26 protein-coding genes and 1 pseudogene are annotated in these 20,894 nt (G+C 35.4%); all 27 read right to left on the reverse strand.

All coding sequences use genetic code 11. The features are described from left to right. Nucleotides 1-20: 20 nt before the first annotated feature. The 27 genes and pseudogenes from Ami3637_RS16355 to Ami3637_RS16480 all read right to left on the reverse strand — a co-directional run bounded on the left by Ami3637_RS16355 (nucleotide 21) and on the right by Ami3637_RS16480 (nucleotide 20,860). Nucleotides 21-817 (reverse strand): annotated as a pseudogene (locus Ami3637_RS16355) (TlyA family RNA methyltransferase). Further along, nucleotides 801-1,784: a transketolase C-terminal domain-containing protein gene (locus tag Ami3637_RS18840; RefSeq protein ID WP_330586717.1), complete on the reverse strand. Its 984-nt coding sequence runs from the start codon at nucleotides 1,782-1,784 to the stop codon at nucleotides 801-803. Before Ami3637_RS18840 ends, Ami3637_RS16355 begins: the two are co-directional and overlap by 17 nt. Next, nucleotides 1,748-2,689, reverse strand: a complete 942-nt coding sequence (locus tag Ami3637_RS18845; protein WP_330586718.1) for a 1-deoxy-D-xylulose-5-phosphate synthase N-terminal domain-containing protein — start codon at nucleotides 2,687-2,689, stop codon at nucleotides 1,748-1,750. Before Ami3637_RS18845 ends, Ami3637_RS18840 begins: the two co-directional genes overlap by 37 nt. Nucleotides 2,690-2,721: 32 nt before the next feature. Then, nucleotides 2,722-3,618, reverse strand: a complete 897-nt coding sequence (locus tag Ami3637_RS16365) for a polyprenyl synthetase family protein (protein ID WP_162363500.1) — start codon at nucleotides 3,616-3,618, stop codon at nucleotides 2,722-2,724. Between the two features lie 14 nt (nucleotides 3,619-3,632). Next, nucleotides 3,633-3,827 (reverse strand): exodeoxyribonuclease VII small subunit, encoded by a 195-nt coding sequence (gene xseB, locus Ami3637_RS16370; RefSeq protein ID WP_162363501.1) that lies wholly within the window; start codon nucleotides 3,825-3,827, stop codon nucleotides 3,633-3,635. A gap of 2 nt (nucleotides 3,828-3,829) precedes the next feature. Further along, nucleotides 3,830-5,041, reverse strand: coding sequence for an exodeoxyribonuclease VII large subunit (gene xseA / locus Ami3637_RS16375; protein WP_162363502.1), 1,212 nt, complete (start codon nucleotides 5,039-5,041; stop codon nucleotides 3,830-3,832). Further along, on the reverse strand, nucleotides 5,032-6,000 hold the full coding sequence (locus tag Ami3637_RS16380; protein WP_162363503.1) for a tRNA (adenosine(37)-N6)-threonylcarbamoyltransferase complex transferase subunit TsaD: 969 nt from the start codon (nucleotides 5,998-6,000) through the stop codon (nucleotides 5,032-5,034). The genes xseA and Ami3637_RS16380 overlap by 10 nt, the downstream gene beginning before the upstream one ends. A gap of 5 nt (nucleotides 6,001-6,005) precedes the next feature. Then, nucleotides 6,006-6,413 (reverse strand): transcription antitermination factor NusB, encoded by a 408-nt coding sequence (gene nusB / locus Ami3637_RS16385; protein WP_162363504.1) that lies wholly within the window; start codon nucleotides 6,411-6,413, stop codon nucleotides 6,006-6,008. A gap of 3 nt (nucleotides 6,414-6,416) precedes the next feature. Beyond that, the gene (locus tag Ami3637_RS16390; RefSeq protein ID WP_162363505.1) at nucleotides 6,417-6,800 is read right to left on the reverse strand and encodes an Asp23/Gls24 family envelope stress response protein; all 384 of its coding nucleotides are present in this window, start codon (nucleotides 6,798-6,800) and stop codon (nucleotides 6,417-6,419) included. A gap of 130 nt (nucleotides 6,801-6,930) precedes the next feature. After that, complete coding sequence (locus Ami3637_RS16395; RefSeq protein ID WP_162363506.1) at nucleotides 6,931-7,578, reverse strand: SpoIIIAH-like family protein; 648 nt, start codon at nucleotides 7,576-7,578, stop codon at nucleotides 6,931-6,933. Beyond that, a complete protein-coding gene (locus Ami3637_RS16400; protein ID WP_162363507.1) occupies nucleotides 7,571-7,786 on the reverse strand; it encodes a hypothetical protein in 216 nt (71 codons plus the stop codon). Before Ami3637_RS16400 ends, Ami3637_RS16395 begins: the two co-directional genes overlap by 8 nt. 42 nt (nucleotides 7,787-7,828) lie before the next feature. Then, the gene (locus Ami3637_RS16405; protein WP_162363508.1) at nucleotides 7,829-7,996 is read right to left on the reverse strand and encodes a stage III sporulation protein AF; all 168 of its coding nucleotides are present in this window, start codon (nucleotides 7,994-7,996) and stop codon (nucleotides 7,829-7,831) included. 13 nt (nucleotides 7,997-8,009) lie between these two features. After that, on the reverse strand, nucleotides 8,010-9,104 hold the full coding sequence (gene spoIIIAE / locus Ami3637_RS16410; protein WP_162363509.1) for a stage III sporulation protein AE: 1,095 nt from the start codon (nucleotides 9,102-9,104) through the stop codon (nucleotides 8,010-8,012). Nucleotides 9,105-9,290: 186 nt separating this feature from the next. Then, on the reverse strand, nucleotides 9,291-9,731 hold the full coding sequence (gene nifU, locus Ami3637_RS16415) for a Fe-S cluster assembly scaffold protein NifU (protein ID WP_162363510.1): 441 nt from the start codon (nucleotides 9,729-9,731) through the stop codon (nucleotides 9,291-9,293). A gap of 6 nt (nucleotides 9,732-9,737) precedes the next feature. After that, complete coding sequence (gene nifS, locus Ami3637_RS16420) at nucleotides 9,738-10,907, reverse strand: cysteine desulfurase NifS (protein ID WP_162363511.1); 1,170 nt, start codon at nucleotides 10,905-10,907, stop codon at nucleotides 9,738-9,740. A 239-nt stretch (nucleotides 10,908-11,146) separates the two neighbouring features. Beyond that, nucleotides 11,147-11,593, reverse strand: a complete 447-nt coding sequence (locus Ami3637_RS16425) for a hypothetical protein (protein ID WP_162363512.1) — start codon at nucleotides 11,591-11,593, stop codon at nucleotides 11,147-11,149. A 78-nt stretch (nucleotides 11,594-11,671) separates the two neighbouring features. Next, nucleotides 11,672-11,881, reverse strand: coding sequence for a DUF896 domain-containing protein (locus tag Ami3637_RS16430; RefSeq protein WP_162363513.1), 210 nt, complete (start codon nucleotides 11,879-11,881; stop codon nucleotides 11,672-11,674). Between the two features lie 44 nt (nucleotides 11,882-11,925). Beyond that, nucleotides 11,926-12,483 (reverse strand): recombinase family protein, encoded by a 558-nt coding sequence (locus Ami3637_RS16435; RefSeq protein WP_162363514.1) that lies wholly within the window; start codon nucleotides 12,481-12,483, stop codon nucleotides 11,926-11,928. 385 nt (nucleotides 12,484-12,868) lie between these two features. Then, the gene (locus tag Ami3637_RS16440) at nucleotides 12,869-14,242 is read right to left on the reverse strand and encodes an aspartate aminotransferase family protein (protein ID WP_162363515.1); all 1,374 of its coding nucleotides are present in this window, start codon (nucleotides 14,240-14,242) and stop codon (nucleotides 12,869-12,871) included. 203 nt (nucleotides 14,243-14,445) lie between these two features. Next, complete coding sequence (gene spo0A / locus Ami3637_RS16445) at nucleotides 14,446-15,252, reverse strand: sporulation transcription factor Spo0A (protein WP_330586720.1); 807 nt, start codon at nucleotides 15,250-15,252, stop codon at nucleotides 14,446-14,448. Nucleotides 15,253-15,384: 132 nt separating this feature from the next. After that, complete coding sequence (gene spoIVB, locus Ami3637_RS16450) at nucleotides 15,385-16,476, reverse strand: SpoIVB peptidase (protein WP_162363516.1); 1,092 nt, start codon at nucleotides 16,474-16,476, stop codon at nucleotides 15,385-15,387. A gap of 15 nt (nucleotides 16,477-16,491) precedes the next feature. Beyond that, complete coding sequence (locus Ami3637_RS16455) at nucleotides 16,492-16,941, reverse strand: hypothetical protein (protein ID WP_162363517.1); 450 nt, start codon at nucleotides 16,939-16,941, stop codon at nucleotides 16,492-16,494. Nucleotides 16,942-16,984: 43 nt separating this feature from the next. Next, entirely contained in the window at nucleotides 16,985-17,710 is a 726-nt protein-coding gene (locus Ami3637_RS16460) for a helix-hairpin-helix domain-containing protein (protein WP_162363518.1), read from the reverse strand. An 87-nt stretch (nucleotides 17,711-17,797) separates the two neighbouring features. After that, a complete protein-coding gene (locus Ami3637_RS16465; protein WP_162363519.1) occupies nucleotides 17,798-18,484 on the reverse strand; it encodes a TIGR03936 family radical SAM-associated protein in 687 nt (228 codons plus the stop codon). After that, on the reverse strand, nucleotides 18,477-20,318 hold the full coding sequence (locus tag Ami3637_RS16470) for a TIGR03960 family B12-binding radical SAM protein (RefSeq protein WP_162363520.1): 1,842 nt from the start codon (nucleotides 20,316-20,318) through the stop codon (nucleotides 18,477-18,479). The genes Ami3637_RS16465 and Ami3637_RS16470 overlap by 8 nt, the downstream gene beginning before the upstream one ends. 9 nt (nucleotides 20,319-20,327) lie before the next feature. Continuing rightward, entirely contained in the window at nucleotides 20,328-20,582 is a 255-nt protein-coding gene (locus Ami3637_RS16475; protein ID WP_162363521.1) for a hypothetical protein, read from the reverse strand. A gap of 101 nt (nucleotides 20,583-20,683) precedes the next feature. Continuing rightward, a complete protein-coding gene (locus Ami3637_RS16480) occupies nucleotides 20,684-20,860 on the reverse strand; it encodes a hypothetical protein (RefSeq protein WP_162363522.1) in 177 nt (58 codons plus the stop codon). Nucleotides 20,861-20,894 lie beyond the last annotated feature (34 nt).

The following is a 20,894-nucleotide window of genomic DNA, read 5'->3' on the forward strand; positions in this document are numbered from 1 at the left end:
TTGAAAAAAAAAATTGAAAACTAATCCAGGGTTTCATGAGACATATCAGCAATCTTTTCTATTGTCTCATCACCGAAACCTTCACATTGTTCTTTTTTTAAGTGCAGTAAATATTCTATATTACCTTTAGCACCAGTTACTGGTGAAAAAGTAAGGCCCTGAGGATATAAGCCACAGTTTTTTGCATAATCAATAACATTTCTTATTACTTCTTTATGGACTTTGATGTCCCTGACTATTCCTTTTTTGCCTACCTGCTCTCTGCCAGCTTCAAATTGCGGCTTGACTAAACATACAATACTTCCCGTATCTGCCAGAAGTTTCCCTGCCACAGGGAATACCAGTTTAAGTGAAATGAATGACACATCTATACTGATAAAATCTATATCTTTATCCACAGTATCAAAATCCAGGTATCTGATATTAACCTTTTCCATATTGACTACTCTTGGGTCATTTCTTAATTTCCAGTCTAACTGTCCATAACCTACATCTATAGCAAAGACCTTTGCAGCTCCTTTTTTCAGCATGCAGTCAGTAAAACCTCCCGTAGAAGCTCCTATATCCATGCATACTGCATTTTCAAGGTGAAAATCAAACAGGCCTAATGCTTTCTCCAGTTTAAGTCCCCCCTGCTTACATAAGGGCAGATGTCTTCTTTCACAAAGAATTCGGAAGTATCTCTTACGGAAGTCCCTGCTTTATCTACTCTTTGACCATCCACATAAACGATTCCTGCCATAATTGCACTTTTTGCTTTTTCTCTTGATTGAAACAATCCCTTTTCAACTAGTACTACATCAAGTCTGTCTTTCAATAAAGTCACGCACCCTTTCACTTATACCTTCTACATCCAGTTTATATTTTCCGAAAAGCTCTTTATCGTCTCCATGTTCTACAAAATAATCAGGCCAGCCGATATTTCTGCATGGAATATTTATATCATTATTTATTAACAGCGATACTACCTGCTGACCAAAGCCACCAGTAATAACATTGTCTTCAATCGTAACAATTTTCTTTGTTGTTTTTGCTATGCTTATTATAGACTCTTCATCCAGCGGACGAATAGCTCTGGCATTTACAAGGCCTATATCCACGCCCTTTTCCCGTAAATCCAAACATACTTCAAAAGCAATGGAAAGCATCTTGCCTACAGCAAAGATAACCAATTCTGTTCCCTCGAAAATGACTTTGTTCTTTTTGATATCTCCATAATCTCCGTTATATACGGATGTAAAATCCAATGCTTCACCTCGAGGATACCTTATTGCGCACGGTCCGTCAAGTGTTAAAGCATATTCAAACATTTCTGCCAATTCTCTTCCATCGGCAGGTGCCAGTATAGTCATGTTTGGCATATGATTCAGATAAGATAAATCAAACACTCCATGATGAGTTTCTCCATCAGCGCCTACATTTCCTGCTCTGTCAATGGCAAAAATAACAGGCAATTTCTGCATACAGACATCAATCATCATCTGGTCATAAGCTCTTTGTAAAAAAGTAGAATATATGGCTACTATTGGTCTGTATCCTGCGACAGCAAGCCCTGCTGCAAAAGAAACCGCGTGACCTTCTGCAATGCCCACGTCAAAAATCCTGTCCGGATATCTTGCATAAAACTTATCCAGACCTGTACCATTAATCATTGCTGCGCAAATCGCCACAACTTTTTGATTCCTACCCGCAAGCTGAATCATTTTATTGCCAAAAACCTGAGAATAGGAAAATCCATCAGCGGCTTTTAAAGGTAATCCCGTAGTTGGATTAAAGGGTGCCACCCATGAAATTTATCAGGGCTGTTTTCAGAATTTCTATAACCTTTGCCCTTTTTTGTTAATACATGAAGAACCACAGGGCCTTCCACGTTCCTGGCAAGCATAAGAGCTGTAGTCAGATCTTCTATGTTATGGCCATCAAAGGGCCCCATATATTTAAAGCCAAGTTCTTCAAACAGAGCTCCTTCTACCACTGCATACTTAATGGAATCCCTCAGGTGCTCAATACCCGCATATAAGCTTTCCCCCACTCTGGGAATTCCCTTTAGCGTTTTCTTCACTTGTTTTTTGAAATCCAGATATGTAGAGGACATTCGTAAGTTACTCAGATGTTGAGATAACCCCCCAATATTTTTTGATATAGACATACCATTATCATTTATAATAATAATCATCTTGGATTTGGATGCTCCCGCATTATTCATTGCTTCAAAGGCCAGGCCTCCAGTTAGAGCACCATCACCAATAACCGCAACAACTGCAAAATCATCTCCGGTTAAATCCCTTGCTGCTGCTATACCTGCAGCAGCAGAAATAGAATTGCTGCTATGTCCCGTATCAAAACAGTCATGAGGGCTCTCCTCTCTTTTAGGGAATCCACTCATACCACCATATTGTCTCAGGGAAGAAAACTTATCAGCTCTTCCCGTTAAAATCTTATGCACATAAGACTGATGTCCTACATCCCAGATAATTTTATCTCTAGGACTTTCAAAAACAGTATGCAGTGCAATGGTAAGTTCAACAACTCCCAGATTTGACGCTAAATGGCCTCCTGTTTTTGATACATTTTCTATTAAAAAGTCTCTTATCTCATAAGTCAGTAATTCTAACTCATCATTAGACATACGCTTTAAATCCTCAGGGAAATTCCCTGTCAAAAGATTTATTTTGTTTCTTTCACCCATTACACCGTTCTCAAAAGTGAGCTCCTTTACAATCATTTACCTCGAGCGACCATTTCCTCAGCGAAATTATTAAAGAACTCAGCCTCATCATAATAACATTCTAAAAAAGATATTGCCGTTTCAGTAAGGTCTCTTAAATAAGCTTTGCAGTCTTCTAAATCATACAAGCAAGGATACGTTGATTTATGTTTCTTCTGGTCATTTCCAGCTTTTTTACCCATTTCCTGTTCATCACCACAAACATCCAGTATATCATCAGCAATCTGGAAAGCCAGGCCCAGATTCTCTGCATATCCCGTCAAATCCCTAAGCTGTTTTTCTGTGGCTCCTCCTAAATACGCACCTGCTCTCACAGAAGCAGTAATTAAAGCCGCAGTTTTATTAAAATGAATATAGTCCAGCATTTCTTTCGAACACTGTTTATTCTCTGCTTCTATATCAGCCACCTGTCCAGCTACCATCCCACGGCACCCAGCGCCCTTTGATATTTCATAAATGGCTCTTATCCTGCGTTTTAATTTAACAGAATCATCCAGATATAAAAGCATGTCTTTATTCATGGCTTCAAAAGCAGAAGTAAGCAGTCCATCACCGGCAAGTATAGCCATGGCTTCTCCATAAACAACATGGTTTGTTGGTACTCCTCTTCTTAGCTCATCATCATCCATAGCCGGTAAATCATCGTGGATAAGAGAATAAGTATGGATATATTCCATGGCGCATGCATAAGGAATTGCAGCACGAATATCTCCTCCTACAAATTCACATGAAGCCAGTAGTAACACAGGTCTAAGCCTTTTACCTCCGGCAGTTAAACTGTATTTCATCGCTTCATATACTGTAATGCTCTTGTGGTCAATTTCAGGTAGAAAATCTAAGATATGTTCATCAATTAAATCTTTGTATGTTGAATATGAAATATTGTCCATAACGTGTTCCTCCTTTATTGCTTTGAATAGAACTCAATTTTCTGCTTCGCATTATTTAATATAGCATCACACTTATTGTAATACTCAATACCCTGTTCAAAGCTTTTTAAAGCATCTTCCAGAGATACCTGATCACTTTTTAAATATTCTGCCGAAAGTTCAAGTTTTTCAAGAGCTTCCTCAAATGATAAATCTTTTTTTGCGGCCATGATTATTTATCCTTCCTTATTTCTTTCACTGTACCTTCAATACTGCCATCTCTCAATATAACCTTAAAAACATCATCAACCTTTAATGCTTCTACCGAATTAATTAATTTCCCTTTATTATCTGTTAAGGCACTGTAACCTCTTGCCATAATATTTCGTGGATTTAAAGCTTCCAGCTGGGCTTTGATTGAATCAATTTTATTTTTATCATTGGATACCAACGAATTTAAAAGCGTAAACAATTCTTTATACTGGCTATCTATATAATTTTTTTGAATAGTAATTCTGTGTTCCAGCTTTGAGGTTAATGCTTGTATATTACAGCTCTGAAGCTGAAGTTCCTTATCCCGGATAAAAGAATAAATCTGATGCTGCAAATTGTCTTTTAGCTGTAAAATATAATTCCGGAGTTCATTAACATCTGGAACCGCTATTTGTGCAGCTGCCGTCGGAGTTTCTGCTCGTTTATCCGCTACGAAATCAGAAATTGTAAAATCAATTTCATGTCCAACTGCTGAAATCACAGGAATTTTTGATTCAAATATGCTCCTTGCTACAATTTCTTCATTAAATGCCCATAGCTCTTCTATAGAGCCTCCTCCCCGGCCTACAATAATGGTATCCGTTTCAGGAAATAACAGATTAACCTGCTTTATGGCTTCTGCTATATCTGGTGCAGCATTTGGTCCCTGGACCAATACAGGATAAACCAGAACATCGACTATATTATTCCTTATTTTTATTATTTTTATGATATCCCTGACAGCAGCTCCCGATTCTGAAGTTATAACTACTATTTTATTTGGAAAAAAAGGAATGGGCTTTTTATATTTTTCATCGAACAATCCCTGTTTTAAAAGCTTTTCCTTCAATTTTTCGAAAGCAATACTTAAATTTCCCAGCCCGGATATTTGAATATCCCTTATATTTAAAGAATATGTACCACCTTTTTCATATAAATATATATACCCTTCAGCAGTAATTTCCATCCCATCGGCCAGTTCAAAACGTAAATGCTGAAAATTTTCTGCAGGTAAAAAGCAGTTTATCTTACTATTCTCATCTTTAAGGGTAAAATATACATGACCGGTTCCATGGAATTTCAAATTAGAAATCTCGCCTAATACTGAAACATTACCTAAAAGCGGATCTGTTTGCAGCACCCTTTTTATATATGCATTTAGCTGTGAAACTCTTACTGGCTTTATTGCCATAAGCTTTTTCCTCCTAATAGTGCTACTCCCACTGCATTATCACCAGCCAGTTCCTGTCTGCCAAATTGGATTTTTGTGTGTTTGCCTTCAAAGGAACTTTTTATTTCAGCACTGATATATTTACTGCAGGATACACCTCCTGCAAAGATAATATCATTTATTTCAAATTGTTTTGCTGCATTCACTGAAACCGAGATAATGGTTTCAGAAATTTTATCAAATAACTCTTTAATCAAAAGATTTTGGTTAAGGGATTCTCTTTTCTCCATTTGTCTTTGTATTATTCTACTGCACTGAGTTTCTATACCAGATAAATTAAAATATAATCCGTCCATTTTAATCCTGCTAAGCATCTTTTCCTTTTGTTCCAGCAGAGTTTTTCCCTGTAAAGCCACGTTATCCATCTCTTCACCTGAAGGGAAATTCATTCCTAAAAGAACCCCTACCCTGTCGATAACCTGTCCTAAGGAGATGTCTTTACTTCCTCCTGCGATTTCTATTTTTCCATCAGATACTTTAAGCAGCTCGCAGGTACCTCCTGATAAATGCCATGCAAGATATGGAGTTTTTTGATTCATGCTGCTGTAATATCTTATTGCTTCCAAATGTCCTTCCTGATGGGAAAACATGAAAAAAGGAATGCTTAAGGTATCTGCAATAGCTTTTCCAAATCCATAACCTGCTTTAAAGCAAGGCATATACGACCCTTCTACTGGCCTTGGTCTATTAGATACAGCAACTGCAGAAATATTCATCTTTTTATCTGCAAGGGCTTCAAACATTTCCGGAAGATTCTCAACATGCTGAAAAAGGGCTTCAGATTGTCTTAAACCCCTTTCACCTTTCTTTACCTTCAATAATCTTCTTTTGTCAATTACTATATTCCCTATGCCATCGACTACCGCAATGGAAGTTTTATAATTGCTTGTATCAATTCCTAAAATATAACCATTTTCCATTTTTATTACGCTTCTGTTAACTGATGAGCTATATTTCCCAAAATTCCATTTATAAATTTACCTGATTCATCCGTACCAAACTTCTTGGCCAGAATAACTGCCTCATTTATAGATACGGAAGTGGGAATATCATTCATATGGAGTAATTCTGCTACAGCAAGTCTCAATATAGCAAGATCCACTTTATTTATTCTGTTAATCTTCCAATTGGCACTGGCTTCTTCTATTTTCTGGTCTATTTCTTCTTTATGTTCTAGTATAATATCAAAAATTTCATCTATATAATGTTTTTGAACTTTTAAATCTTCTTTATCTTTAAAAAACTTTTCTTTTATTTCAATGTTGTATTCGTTTTGTACTTCCACCTGAAATAATAGCTGCATCATTAATTCTCTCGCTTCATTGCGATTCATATTTTAATCCTCCTGCTCTTCCTGTTGTTCCTGTTCTGCAAAGTGTACGCCCTGAACATGTATGTTTATTGTTTTTATCGGAACATCTACTATACTTTCCACTTCTTTTTTTACATTTTTCTGTATGTTCCATGCAACTTCTGGTATTTTAACGCCATAGTTAACAATAACATAAATATCTATAATAATTTCATCATCCTCTTTGGATAATTTGATGCCTTTTTTCAGAGGTTCTTTTCCAAGTATATTCTTAGAAATAGTATCAGTTAATCCACCGCTTAATCCAGCTACTCCTTTTGTAGCCAAAGCTGCATTTATAACACAGATAGCTATAACATCATCGGATATTTTAACTGCTCCTAATTTTTCTTCCTGTTCAATACTCATTATCCTTCACCTCAGTAAGTTTGTCTCTATTTATTATAGCAGACATTTCAAGTTAAAACAAGACCCCCAAAGTGTCCCTGCATAAGTAAATACCTATGATTTTTGACACATCCGAGGGCCTAAAGGAATATTAAACTTTACTCTGAATTATGATTTGATTTGCAGGACGTCCCGTTTCTCTGATAACAATATCACAAATTTTCGCTACATCTGCCTGTTCCAGCTGATCTTTGTTTACAGTTACATTTACCGCATTATCTGTTAACAAAACTAAGCATTCCGGAAGCCCTTTTGCAGTAATAAGACTTTCTATAGTTTTTTCCTTCTCCATATAGCCAATGATTTTGAGTTTTTGCTGAGTGGCATTTTCTTTTTCTACTGCATTATCTGTTTCTGCTACAACGTCTGTCAGCATTGATATAACCTGATTTCTATCTGAATCTATGGTATTTCTTATTTCTCCAAAATATGTATCAGTATTATCCAGTTCAGCCACATCATCAGAAGTCACAACTTTTGAAGTTATGCCACTTTTGCTGGTATTGTTTATAGCAGCTTTACTTACAGCTTCATTTCCGGACACAGCCTTGATATTCAAACTGTCAACTAAAACATCTCCATCATGTTTAAGCATTTCCTGTTGTTCATAATCGGTATATTCTGCTGAAGTTTTTAAAGTCTGCTCTTTATTTAGTGATTGGTTTACCACAGCAAGACATAATACTAATGCCAGTAAACCAAACAGAGCTAATTTTTTCTTTTTAGAAACCTTATTCATTGTACAGATCCCCATTCTCCTCATCCTCGGACAAAATAATTGGCATGCTTACTTCAACTCCGCCATTTTCATCTACAATCTGCCTTCTTCCATCTTTATTGTTGGTTACAACTTTAAACGTTAAAAGCATTAAGCAGAGGATTACTATAACGGTAATAAGCCTGTATATTATTATCTTGGTAGAAATATTTCCCTTTCTCTTTTTCACAAGAAAATCCTCCACAGTAATATATATTTTATAATTTGGTTCTTATTCCAGAAAAATTAGCAGCGGCGATAAAATAGTAGCCATAATAATTAAAGAAAATACAAATTTTATATAATTCTGCATTTCACTAGAAGGTAATAATGTTTCAATAAAAGATAATGCAACTACAATAACAAATATATTCCGGACCCATTCTTTTATAATCTCCATTTTTGCTTACCTGCTATTTCAGCAGACTTCCTCCTCCAATACCAATAATGATAGTCAGAAAGACCAGAAACATCAATGCCGCTAAAAACAAAACTACTGCCATGGTGATAACCGAGTTTCCCATTTCATTCATACATCCAGATACCTGTTTATTTCCTATAGGTTCAATAATAATTGCTGTAACTTTATATATGATTGCAATCGCCATAAGTTTAATTAAAGGGATAGCTAAAAGGAATATAACAAGAATCACTCCAAAAATACTAATGCCATTTTTTATCACGCCTACACAGGAAAGCACCATATCAATAGAATCTGCAGCAAATCCGCCAACAATAGGTATAAAATTATTTACAGAATAACGTGCTGTATTGATTAGTACTCCATCCGCAGTTTCAGAAACAAATCCCTGTATTGCAGTAAGACCAGCAAAAAAAGTTACACATAAACCTGTTGCAAAAGTCGCCACACCTCTCAGAAATACCCCCAGCTTGTTTACATAATCCCTTTCCGTAAGACTATTTACCAGAATAAATATTGAAGAAATAAAAATGGCAGGTAATATAAATTTCTGAAGTATGGTGTTAAACATGGTAATAGATCCTACAATTACCGGATTTAATATGCTTCCAGTCGTTATCCCTCCTATACTGATTAGAAGAGGTATTAATATAGGAAGCAAAATCTGCATGGTTCTGGTCATGGTATTGAGCGTATCGGAACACATGTCAAAAGTTTGAGAAAAATTATTCAGACACAATCCGATAACGAAACAACTGCATACTATAATTCCTAATCTTGATGCAGCTTTGTTGCCAAAAGAATTCGAAAGATTTGTCAGTAGTCCTATTACTATACATATTGTCACTAATTGAACTCCCAGGATTATACTGCTTTTTATTTCATATAAAAACAAATCAATAAAATTATGTATTATGACCTGGGAATCAAATATAGGCTGCCCATTTATGGCTTTGTTTAGAATATCCTGAATACTTAGATTTGGAACCACACCACCACTTTCCAGTGACGTATCATTCATAATACTCTGCAGGTCACTAAGATCCATATTGGCCAGCTGTTCTTGTATAATACTTTTGTAATCCATACTTACATACCTCACCTTTGTCCATATTCCATATATATGGACATCCTTCAGATTTATGCACATTTTTTAGGCACAAAAAAAGTGGCCTGGCCTATCTTCACTGGAAATACTTTTTATTGTATAAAAAAACCCGTCAAACAATTTGTTTAACGGGAAATACGATTATCTAAAAATTTTCATTTTTTGTTATACTTCACAGCCATGCTCATCCTCATCTGCGTTAGGATCGAACCCTTCCAGACCTTTATAAGTTTTACCATTCTTTTGCGCGTAATCATAAATAGCAGATTTAATCGCATGGTCTGCCAAAACAGAGCAGTGTATTTTAATAGCTGGCAAACCGCCCAATTCATCAATAATCTGTTTATTGGTTACTGCCAGTGCTTCATCAATTGTTAAACCGATAATCATATCTGTCGCAACACTGGAAGATGCTATAGCAGAACCACATCCAAAAGTTTTAAATTTTGCATCTTTAATCACATCATTCTCAACTTTAATGTCTATTTTCATCATATCACCGCAGACAGGGCTACCATATGTACCTGATCCGTCTGCACCTTGAATTTCTCCAACATTGTGTGGATTCATAAAATGATCCATTACTTTATCATTATACATTGCCATAATATATTACCAACCTTTCGTCTTAGAAACTGAAGAAATGCTTCTTAATTTATTCACAACTTCAACTAACTGTTCCACAACATAATCGATATCTTCTTTTGTTGTTGGTTCTCCAACTGTAAATCTTAAGGAACCATGTATTTTTTCCACCGGAATACCTAGTGCGGAAAGAACATGAGATGGTACAAGGGAAGCCGAAGAACATGCTGACCCTGTAGATACTGCAATTCCCTTCATATCCAGGTAAAGCAGCATTGCCTCACCTTCAATAAATTCAAAAGTAAGATTAGCATTGCCTGGGTGTCTGAATTCTTTACTGCCATTAAGAGTAACATTTTCTATCTTTGACATAACCTGATCAATAAAATAGTTCCTTAACTCACTAACCTTCTTGATATGTGCATCCAGATTTTCATAAGCTAGTTCTGCAGCCTTACCAAAACCTACGATACCAGGTAGATTTTCAGTTCCTGCTCTTCTCTTGCTTTCCTGGGCTCCACCATGCATAAAGTTTGAAAGCTGTACGCCTTTTCTGATATATAATGCTCCCACGCCTTTTGGTCCATAAATTTTATGTGCAGACACTGACATTAAGTCAACGCCTAAGTCTTTTACATCTATATGAACATTTCCCAGGGCCTGGACGGCATCTGTATGGAAAACAATTCCTCGTTCTTTAGCAATTGCTGCCAACTCTTTGATAGGCTGAACAGTCCCCACTTCATTATTTACAAACATAATGCTTATCAGAATAGTCTTGTCCGTAATTGCAGCTTTTAAAGCTTCCGGGTTCACTCTTCCATCTGGTTCCACATCTAGGTATGTTACATCATATCCGTGTTTTTCAAGAAAATCACCAGTGTGTAATAAGGCATGATGTTCAATTTTTGTGGTAATGATGTGATTTCCTTTATTTTTAAGAGCATCTACAATACCGAAAACTGCCCAATTGTCTGCTTCTGTACCTGAAGAGGTAAAAAATATTTCCTTATCCTGTGCATTTATAAGTTTTGCAACCTGACCCCTTGCTTTTTCTATAGCTTCTCTTGAGACAGTGCCAACTGTATATAAACTGGATGGGTTTCCAAACTTTTCTGTAAAATATGGAATCATTGCATTCAATACGTCTTCCTTAACAGGAGTCGTTGCTGAATAATCTAAATATACTTGTCGCATAATTTACTCCTTTTATTTATACATAAATTTAATTTCTATCAATATTATACCAACATTTTCAAAAATATAAACCCTTTTTTTTAAATTTCCTACTAAATAAATATGATTTAAGGTCTATAGGATATTAAAGAAAAAATTTTAATACCGTTTCACATACTAAATACCTAAAACTAAATCATTAACTGAATGCCAGCTTGTCCAGCAACTTTAACTATAACCCTCAATTAACCATTATTCATTTATATGGGATCAAAACAGGATAATTTGTACTGATTATTGATCTTTTTAAAGACCACATGGTAGCCGCCCTCCATAAAATAATCTTCACTGAGCCCACTCATCTCCCAAATTATATCTACCCTGTATGTCATATATTCTAACAAATTTTTTTCTGTTTTTATATTAGTAATACTCATTTTTTTCACTACGTCTATATCTGTACTGTCCCATTGCCTCAGTTGTTTTATATCATCTGTAATGATTGGATATGTCTCGATTCTTTCTAATTCAGCTTCTGCTCTTTCCTTTGTTATCTGATTATAAAAAGCTTTCTGCATGATGCTTGTCCTCTGTTCAAGCAATTCCTTCACAATATCTTCTTCTACAGGATTACTGAATCCTGAAAAAACACTGATGATAATGATAATTATGGCACCAAATGTTAATAAATGATAGTATTTCTTCATAACGCATATACCTCCAGAAATACTATATAAATAAAACAGCGAAAAATTTGTTATTTCTCGCTGTTTTTCTAAAAAAAATTAATTCACTTTTACGTCAATTTCGACTTCTTCTTCAGTTTCTTCAACAATTTCTATGTTTTCAAGCTGTTGCCTGAAGCTCTCTCTAAATTTAACTAAATACTCTTTTCTCAGCGTTTGCTGTTCTTCTTTCTCAGTATCAGTTAATCCGACAGTTTTTGATTTTTTAGCCAATTCATTAATTCTATCAATTTTTTCTTTTGGAAGCATTGTTCATTTCCTCTCTGTTCTAAGTTATATTTTAATACCATACGTTATGCTCTTTTTGCACGAATCAATGTGCTTTTACTAATACCTGTTTTTTCCTCTACAGATTTATAACTATTAGTCTTTAAAAGCAAAAGAGCTTCTTCTATTTCAGATTTAGTATATTTTCTGGGTCTTCCTTCTTTAAACCCTTCTTTCGTTTTGGCAATGGCCTTTCCAACCTGGGTCCTCTCCACAATCATGGCTTTATCAAATTCAGCAAAAGCATTCATAATGTTAAGAACCATTCTCCCGGTATGAGTTCCATCAACCATTCCAATATTTATTATATTTATGCGAATGTTTTTACTTAAGGCATCCTCAATAAAACATATGCCTTCCTTTATTGTACTGCAAAGTCTGTCCAGTTTTGAAACAACCAAAGTATCACCACCATACATGTTCGCAATGCATTCTTGTAAAACGGGCCTGTCTTTTGGATCATCATATTTCTCTATAATCATTTCCGCACTGGGATATCTTTGTTTAATCAGTTTTGTCTGCTCCTCTATTGAATTCGCTTCAAATTGACCTCTGGCAGAAACACTTGCATATCCATATATCATTTGTATCAACCTTTCTTAGTTTTGATTATAAGTTTTGGCACAAACATTCTTATAGATTATATACTAATAAATGAAATACTGTCAACAGTGAAATAAATGGTGCTAATCAATTGAATAGCACCATTATGAATAGATTTAATATAATCAATTTATATAAATAAGTTTTTCATATGATTTTAACTTTATTGTGCCCAAATATAAAAATCAGTATTACTTTTATAAAAGATAAATTTACCAAATAAATTTATCGTAAAGTATTATATTTTTATTCATACTATACTATATTTTTATTGTAACATCTATAGGAGTATCAAAACATATTATCGTTTGACAAATTACGACAAAATACTACATTTTTATATTTTGCACTTTTATCAGTACATTTTTATTTCACTAATTCTGGTGCAGTTTCTCTGATAACAGGCTTCAGCTCTAAAAGGGATTCCCTAAGCTTTTCAATAGCAAAATCAATATCTTTTTGTGACATGGCAGTTGACATACAAAACATACCTCGAGGAGCATTAAATACCCCTTTTAATAACAGAGACATAAACAATAAACTGTTCAGTTTTTCATAAGAACCGGCTACATCTCTATAATTCCTGATTGACTTATTGGAAAAAATAATATTATATAGGGATCCAGTTCCACTGACCTGTAAATCTAATCCTAATTCAACAAACACATTTTCCAGTTCTGTTTTAAATTTTGTACCCAAGTCATTTACTTTATTCACCATATCCTGATTATATGCAGTTAAAGTAGCTATTCCGCCCGCCATTCCCAATGCATTTCCGTTAAAAGTCCCTGAATGATACATCTTTTTTTCTCTTGGATCATACATTTTCATGATTTCTTCTTTACCTCCAAAAGCTCCAATTGGAGTACCCCCACCAATGATTTTGCCAAGAGAAGTCAAATCTGGAGTTATTCCATACTTTTCCTGGGCTCCTCCCATGGAAAGCCTGAAAGTTACAACTTCATCAAATATGAGAAGAATGCCATAATGCTTGGTAATCTCTCTTAAAAATTCCAGATATTCTCTGGTAGGGACAATTTGGCCTGCAGAACCCATGACAGGCTCAATAATAAGACAGGCTACATCATTAAAATTGTTTTCAATAACTTTTTTTGTATTTTCTATATCATTAAATGGAACAACCAGTACATCTTTAAGCGCATTCCTGGAAACTCCCCGGCTTTCAGGAATTACTTTAATATTATCTAAGGTTCCCGCTTTTTTTATATTGGGATCAACACTGGCTTCAAATACATCTGTGGTCCCATGATAACCCCCTTCAGTCTTTATGATCTTTGACTTTTGGGTATACGCCCGTGCGATTCGGAGTACATGCATGTTTGCCTCTGTTCCCGAATTGGTGAAACGGATTAAGTCTATACTTGGTACCCTGTTTATTAAAATTTCTGCCAGTCTTGTCTGTTTCTCAAATGGTGCGGTATAGGCAGTACCTAAAGCGGCCTGCTCTTGCAAAGCTTCAACTGTAGGCTTATGATTATGTCCATGAATTAAAGAGGTATAGTTGTTTTGGAAATCCACCAGCTTATTTCCATCTGCATCATAAATATATGCTCCATCCCCTTTTACAATGTAATGAGGATATGGCTCAAAATATGTAGCCGTCCTTGTATCACCACCCGGCATATATTTGCAGGCTTCCTTGTGAAGTTTTAAAGAAATTTTCCTGCTTTCTCTGTATCTGTTGAAAGTTTCTTCAGTAAATTGTTGTTCAATGCTCATTGGGTACCTCCTTTTAAATAATCAAATTAATTCATTCTCTGCTTTTTCTATGCAAAAACTCCTTTCATTTCATCGGAATCTTTAGCCAATTAATAAAAGGAGTTTTGATTTTAAATAAATAATCTTAGTCTTTAGTTATATATATTACACCTGCAATATTTTCTATGCAGTTTTCTGTCTATTGAATAGTTTGAAATCAATACCTAAGAGATTTTGCGTTCCAGTCTTAACTTATCTGCGATAATTGCGATAAACTCTGAATTTGTAGGTTTGCCCTTGTCATTATGTACTGTATATCCAAATAAATTGTTTATTGTTTCTATCTTGCCTCTGTTCCAGGCTACTTCTATTGCGTGTCTTATAGCTCTTTCAACTCTGCTAGGTGTTGTATTGTTCAGTTTAGCTATGGCAGGATACAGTTCTTTGGTAACTGCCCCAAGCAAATCCATATCTTCAACCACCATAGTGATAGCATCTCTTAAATACTGATATCCTTTAATATGAGCAGGTACACCCACTTCATGAATGATATTGGTGATATCAACCTCCAGATCATTATTTGTCTTTTCAGTACTAGTATTATTGTTCACTACCGTCCTTATACTGGTTAGTTTTCCGGAACCTTCTTCGAGCTCTTCTCCAAAAAGCTGGTTGATTCTTTTTGACAGGACACCTAAATTAAATGGCTTAACCAGATAATATTCCGCACCTAATTTGGTTGCTTTCTGTGTAATCGATTCTTGTCCTACTGCAGAAAGCATAATGGTTTTTGGATATTTGGGAAGCTCCATATTATTAATGCTTTCCAAAACACCAAGTCCATCTAGGTGCGGCATAATCATGTCCAGAATCAAAACATCTGGTAAAAACTTTTTAACACAATCTACAGTCTGTATTCCATCATTTGCTACAAAGGTAATATCAATATTTTCCTGCTCCGCGAAATAATCGCTCAGAATTTCGCAAAAATCCTTATTGTCATCTGCAATTCCGATACTTATTTTTGTCATACATATCCCCCTTAATTTCATAATAATCTTCACAGATTATTATATTTTTTAGCAATACTCCAGCATCTTTTAATTTATACTTTTTCTGTAGTTTATGCAACATAAATTATCAGAAAATATACATAAGTTTGGTCATTTCTCGACATTATTCGACATTTGTTCTTGCAGCATCCACTCAATATATATCCCATAACCTTTTTCAGGATTATTTACAAACACGTGAGTTACAGCACCTATCAGCCTTCCATTTTGAATAATCGGGCTTCCACTCATTCCCTGTACAATTCCCCCGCTTTTCTTCAAAAGTCTTTCATCTGTTACCTTTATTGTCATACTTTTTGTCTCTGGTCTGGTCTGTTTATTTACCTTTTCAATCTCTATTTCGTAACATTCTACTTTGTTATTATCTAAAGTTGTCAGGATATATGCCGGACCCACAACAACAGATTTCTGATATCCAACTGGTATAGGTTTGTTATAATATGGATTATTTATATTGCCATATAACTTGCCGAAAATGCCAAATTCAGTATTTTTTTTCAGACTTCCAAGGGGTTCGTCGGCTTCATAGAATATGCCCCGGATTTCTCCCGGATCTCCTGCTTTTCCCTGTTTAACAGATTCTACTTTTGAATTAACCAGTTCTCCCTCTGCTACAGGAAGAATGGCAGATGTTTCAGGATCGGTTATTGCATGACCCAATGCTCCATAATAGTTATTTTGCGGATCATAATAAGTTAAAGTTCCGATACCAGCAGTTTTATCCTTTACCCATATACCCAGTTTATACATATTGTCAGATTTAGCAATTACTGGAGTTAAAGTTATCTCTATAATATCATTTTTTCTCTGAAGCTTCAACAAAACTTCTCCTCTTATTTTATTAACTATAGTCTGCACTTCAGATGCACGATAAACTTTTTGTCCATTTATCTCTAATATTGTATCACCAATTTGCAGACCGGACAACAATCCCGGATTAACAACTTCTCCAGTTACTGTTTCAATTTCCTGAAGCCCTACGATTAGAACCCCCTTTACATCCATTTTAACACCAATGGACTGCCCCCCTGGCATTAAAACTTTCTCCGATACAACATTTATAGCAGCAGGTGCCGGTTCCTCCGTCTGTTTTACAACAAATGAAATACCGGTAACCACCGCAACCAATAAAACAAATACCCATAAACATTTAACAATACCATGTGTTCTCATTTTTTCCATAAAGCAAATTTACTCCTAGCTTTCAAAGTCTTGTAATAAGTCTAATAATTCCGATTCAGTTTTCACCACCACACCTTTGGAGAATAATTCCTGATCATCCTCACTAAGCATTGAAAAGACAATGTCTGTTGTTCTAAGCAGGCTTTCTTTTCCATTCTCATCATACTGATACACTTTTATTATCCCATCTGATTCCTTAACTAAATAATATTCACCTGATTGATTTTCTTGAACATTATTATCTGAATCTTCATCATTAATTTCAGAAACATCGTTTTTTTCATCATCCGGTTTATCATTACTTTGCTTTACTGTCTGATTTACATTGGTACTGATATTCTCACTCTCCGGTGTTTCTTTGGGAGAAATAAGAAGACTGCACATTAAATATCCTACGCCTAAAATGGCTACTAACGTAATATAAAACTCTTTTCGTTTTACTAAACTCTTTTTTCTTGTAAACATAAAACCACCTCTTACTAGGATAGTTTTAACAAAATTAACTATTTTAAACCGTAATTTTGCTTTTTAGCTTAGCAAAAGTTTTTTCTCCTATGCCACTGACATTCATTAACTCCTCTATTTTTTTAAATCGGCCATGCTCCCCTCTGTATGAAATAATCTTTTCAGCAGTGGAAGGGCCAATTCCCGAAATAGTCTGTAATTCTTCGCTTCCTGCAGTGTTAATATTAATCATGCCCGTTGAAATCCATTGATTTTCTTGTACAGAACTGTTGTTTACATTGGTTATTGTTGAAACTTTATTGTTTGTCAATGGAGTCTCAGCCGTTCCTCTTTCAATTTGATTTTTTGTAGAAACCGTTATTTTATCTTCATCTTTTAAAATTTGTGCCAGATTAAGATTACTTACATCTGCATCAGGGTTTAGCCCTCCTGCAAGTTCAATTGCCTCATAAACCCTTGCCCCTTCTTTCATTTCATAAACATATGGTTTTCCAACGGCTCCACTAATATCTATATAGATTTTGTCCGGCTTATTTTTTTCTTTTTCTCCTGTTTCTACTGCCTTTGTTGTTACAGATTCTTCTATCTGATTTTGCACGTCTGTACTGCTGATTAAATCGAATTCATCCTTAGTGTCTTCATGATCTCGTATGCAAAAAACAAAAAAAGCAGCTGCAAAAAGCACAAAGCCTGCAGCTACCTTTATAATAGTTTTTTTATGATACCTGATAAAATTTTCAACATAATCCCTGTTTAAAAAACATTTCATAAAATACCCCCTTAAATATATACACTTTATGTGCTTATTTCCTATATTTTACATTGGTAATTTATGGATGTCAATGTTAAATTGTAATTATATGGAAAATCCGTTGCTGAATAAAAGTTTCTTCCGCATTACATCTATATCATTCCTCGAAATATCAATCTTCCAGAACTTGATTATAGCTTCAATAAGTAGTTCGGGACTTAGATTAGATTCACTTCCCGCATCTAAAGATGCACTGATGATTAACTGGTCATTTGCATCAGCAAAATTTAATCGAATAATTTTAGATTTTATATCGATTTCCACTAATTCTTTTGATTTTTTTTGCTTCTTTTTTGCAAAAATCTGTTCCTGTGATAAAAATTCATCACAAAGTTCTGCACATGTTTTCCCACCTAATGATTTTACTTCCAAAGGTATGCAAATCATGTATTCGGCAGCTTCAGCAAGAGCTGCCAGGGATTTTCCCTCTTCTTTATAAACTGCACATCCAAGTATAAGTATTCCCTCAGGCATCATGGCATTTAATTTATTTTTCATGTCCTCTGGTGAATCATTTTGAGAAGTCTCAAATTCCAGCAACTCATAAATACTGGAATAACCCAATGAGAGAGGTTGTGCAAACCCCATCTTTGGATGGGGATTAAAGCCTTGTGAATAATCCAGTTTTATGCCTGCCCGTTTAAAACTTCTTTTAAAAAAACGTAATAGATCCAAATGGGATGTATATTTAAAGTATCCTTCCTTGGAGAATTTTAATACATATTTAGCCATGAATACCCTCCATCTCACATGTTACATTCTTATTCATACCACAGCCAACACATCCTTTTCTGCAGTCCTGTGTTGTCTCCTCCTTTACAGCCTTTTCGTTTTCTCTTATTAAAAATTCCTTTGTTACACCACAGTCAATAATATCCCATGGCAGAATTTCGTCATAACTTCTTTCCCTTGTAGTATAAAATTCTTTATCTACACCTGTTTCATCAAAGGCTTTCATCCATGCATCATATTTAAAATGTTCTGTCCATCCATCAAATTTGCAGCCCAATTCAAAAGCTCTGATAAGGACTTTTGAAACACGTCTGTCTCCCCTTGCAAATACAGCTTCCAGAATACTGGTTTCCGTACCGTGGTAATTAAATGTCACGCCCTTCACAGGTCTTAGTTTGTCCTTCAGATAATAATGTTTCTCACTGAACTGCTCTTTCGTATTCTGACCCATCCACTGAAAAGGAGTATGCGCCTTTGGAACAAAATTAGAAGCACTGACTGTCACATTAAATCTGCCTTTTCCGTTAATCTTCTTATTCAGTTCCACTATATTTGAAGCGATTTGAACAATCCCATCTAAGTCCTCCTGAGTCTCAGTAGGTAAACCATTCATAAAATACAGTTTTATATTTTTCCATCCCAGTTCAAGAGCCTGTTCTACAGAATGATAAATGTTTTCCTCCGTGATACATTTATTAATTACATTTCGAAGCCTTTGGGAACCTGCTTCAGGGGCAAAAGTCAATCCGGATTTCTTATAGCCCTGTATTTCCTCTAAAACTTTAAAGGAAAAGGAATCTAACCTGAGGGAAGGCAAAGACAAAGAAACATTACTATTTTTACACATACCCATCAGGCTGGTTGCCAATTCTTCAAATTGGGAATAGTCGCTAGTGGATAAGGATAGTAAAGATAACTCATCATGTCCTGTATTTTCAAGCTGCTTTTTAGCCAGTTCTTCAATCAGGGCCATTCTTCTTTCTCTGACAGGACGGTAAATAATACCCGCCTGGCAGAAGCGGCATCCACGGGTACATCCCCTGAAAGTCTCAACAACGGCTCTATCATGTACCGTTTCAATAAATGGTACGATGGGATCCACCGGAAAGTCAATTTCGTTTAAATCCGCAACAATACTCCTTAAGATTCGATCCGGTGCTTCTTCATAAAGCTTGTCCACCCTGCAAATCTGTCCATTCTCGTCATATACAGGCTGATAATACTTAGGAATGTAAACACCTTGCAATTTAACCACTCTTTTATAAAAATCTTCTCTGTCTTCTCCTGCATTTTTGGAGGCCTGGTATTCATTAAACAGCTTTACCAGAATCTCTTCTCCATCCCCAATTAAGAAAATATCAACAATGTCGGCCAATGGTTCTGGATTATAAGCGCAGGGTCCGCCCGCAACAATAATTGGAAAACTGTCATCCCGATCTTCTTTTTTTAAAGGAATGCCTCCAAGGTCCAGAATATTTAAGACATTGGTGAATGAAAGTTCGTATTGAAGTGTAAAACCTAAGAAATCCACAGTATTTATAGGAGTTTTTGTCTCTAATGTAAAAAGCGGCAGGTGCTCGTTTCTTAAGATCTGCTCCATATCAAGCCCTGGGCAAAATACTCGTTCACAATACACATTTTCTTCTTTATTTAAAATATGGTATAAAATCTGCATACCTAAATAGGACATGCCTATTTCATAAGTATCCGGAAAAGCAAAACAAAATCTTGTTAAGCCCTCAGTAATTTCCTTTTTAACAGAATTAAGCTCCCCTCCAATATATCTGGCTGGCTTTTCAACTCTTTTAAGTATGTTGTCTAAATTTAAGTTCATTAAATTTTTTTACCTTTCTTTTTTCATTAATTCGTCTATGGTAACACCTAACCTGTCCTCTATCTTTGATAACAGTATTTCTGTTTCTGCCTGTTTTTTCTTAATCCTTATTACTGCATCTGGACGGTCTTTCACTTTATCTATAATATATGCCATGCGTTCGGATAAACCTACGTACTGATCTTCTTTTACCACTCGATCTCCAAAGCATACCATATCAACTTCCGTCAAATCCTCAACATCTTTTTTCAGCTCATAGGTCATATGAGCATGTATAATTTCTGCCTCCTCATCATAGCCTAACGAATGGGCTATTTGTGCACCTTTTTCTTCGTGATGTTCCTGAGTCCGGGCTATGTCATGAATTAAAGCTGCCCCCTGATTAATTCTATATCCAGGTGACTGCCCTTTTCATTTAATGCCGCTGCCAGTCTGACAGCAGCATCTGCTACCGCCTCACAATGTCTGATTACATGGGGGGGCGTATCATATTTCTTCAGTAATTCTGAACATTCTTCAACCGTTAAATATTTATGTGACATAAAACAACCGAACCTTTCAGTAATGATATATTTA

Source organism: Aminipila terrae (assembly GCF_010120715.1).
Taxonomy (GTDB): Bacteria; Bacillota; Clostridia; order Peptostreptococcales; family Anaerovoracaceae; genus Aminipila; species Aminipila terrae.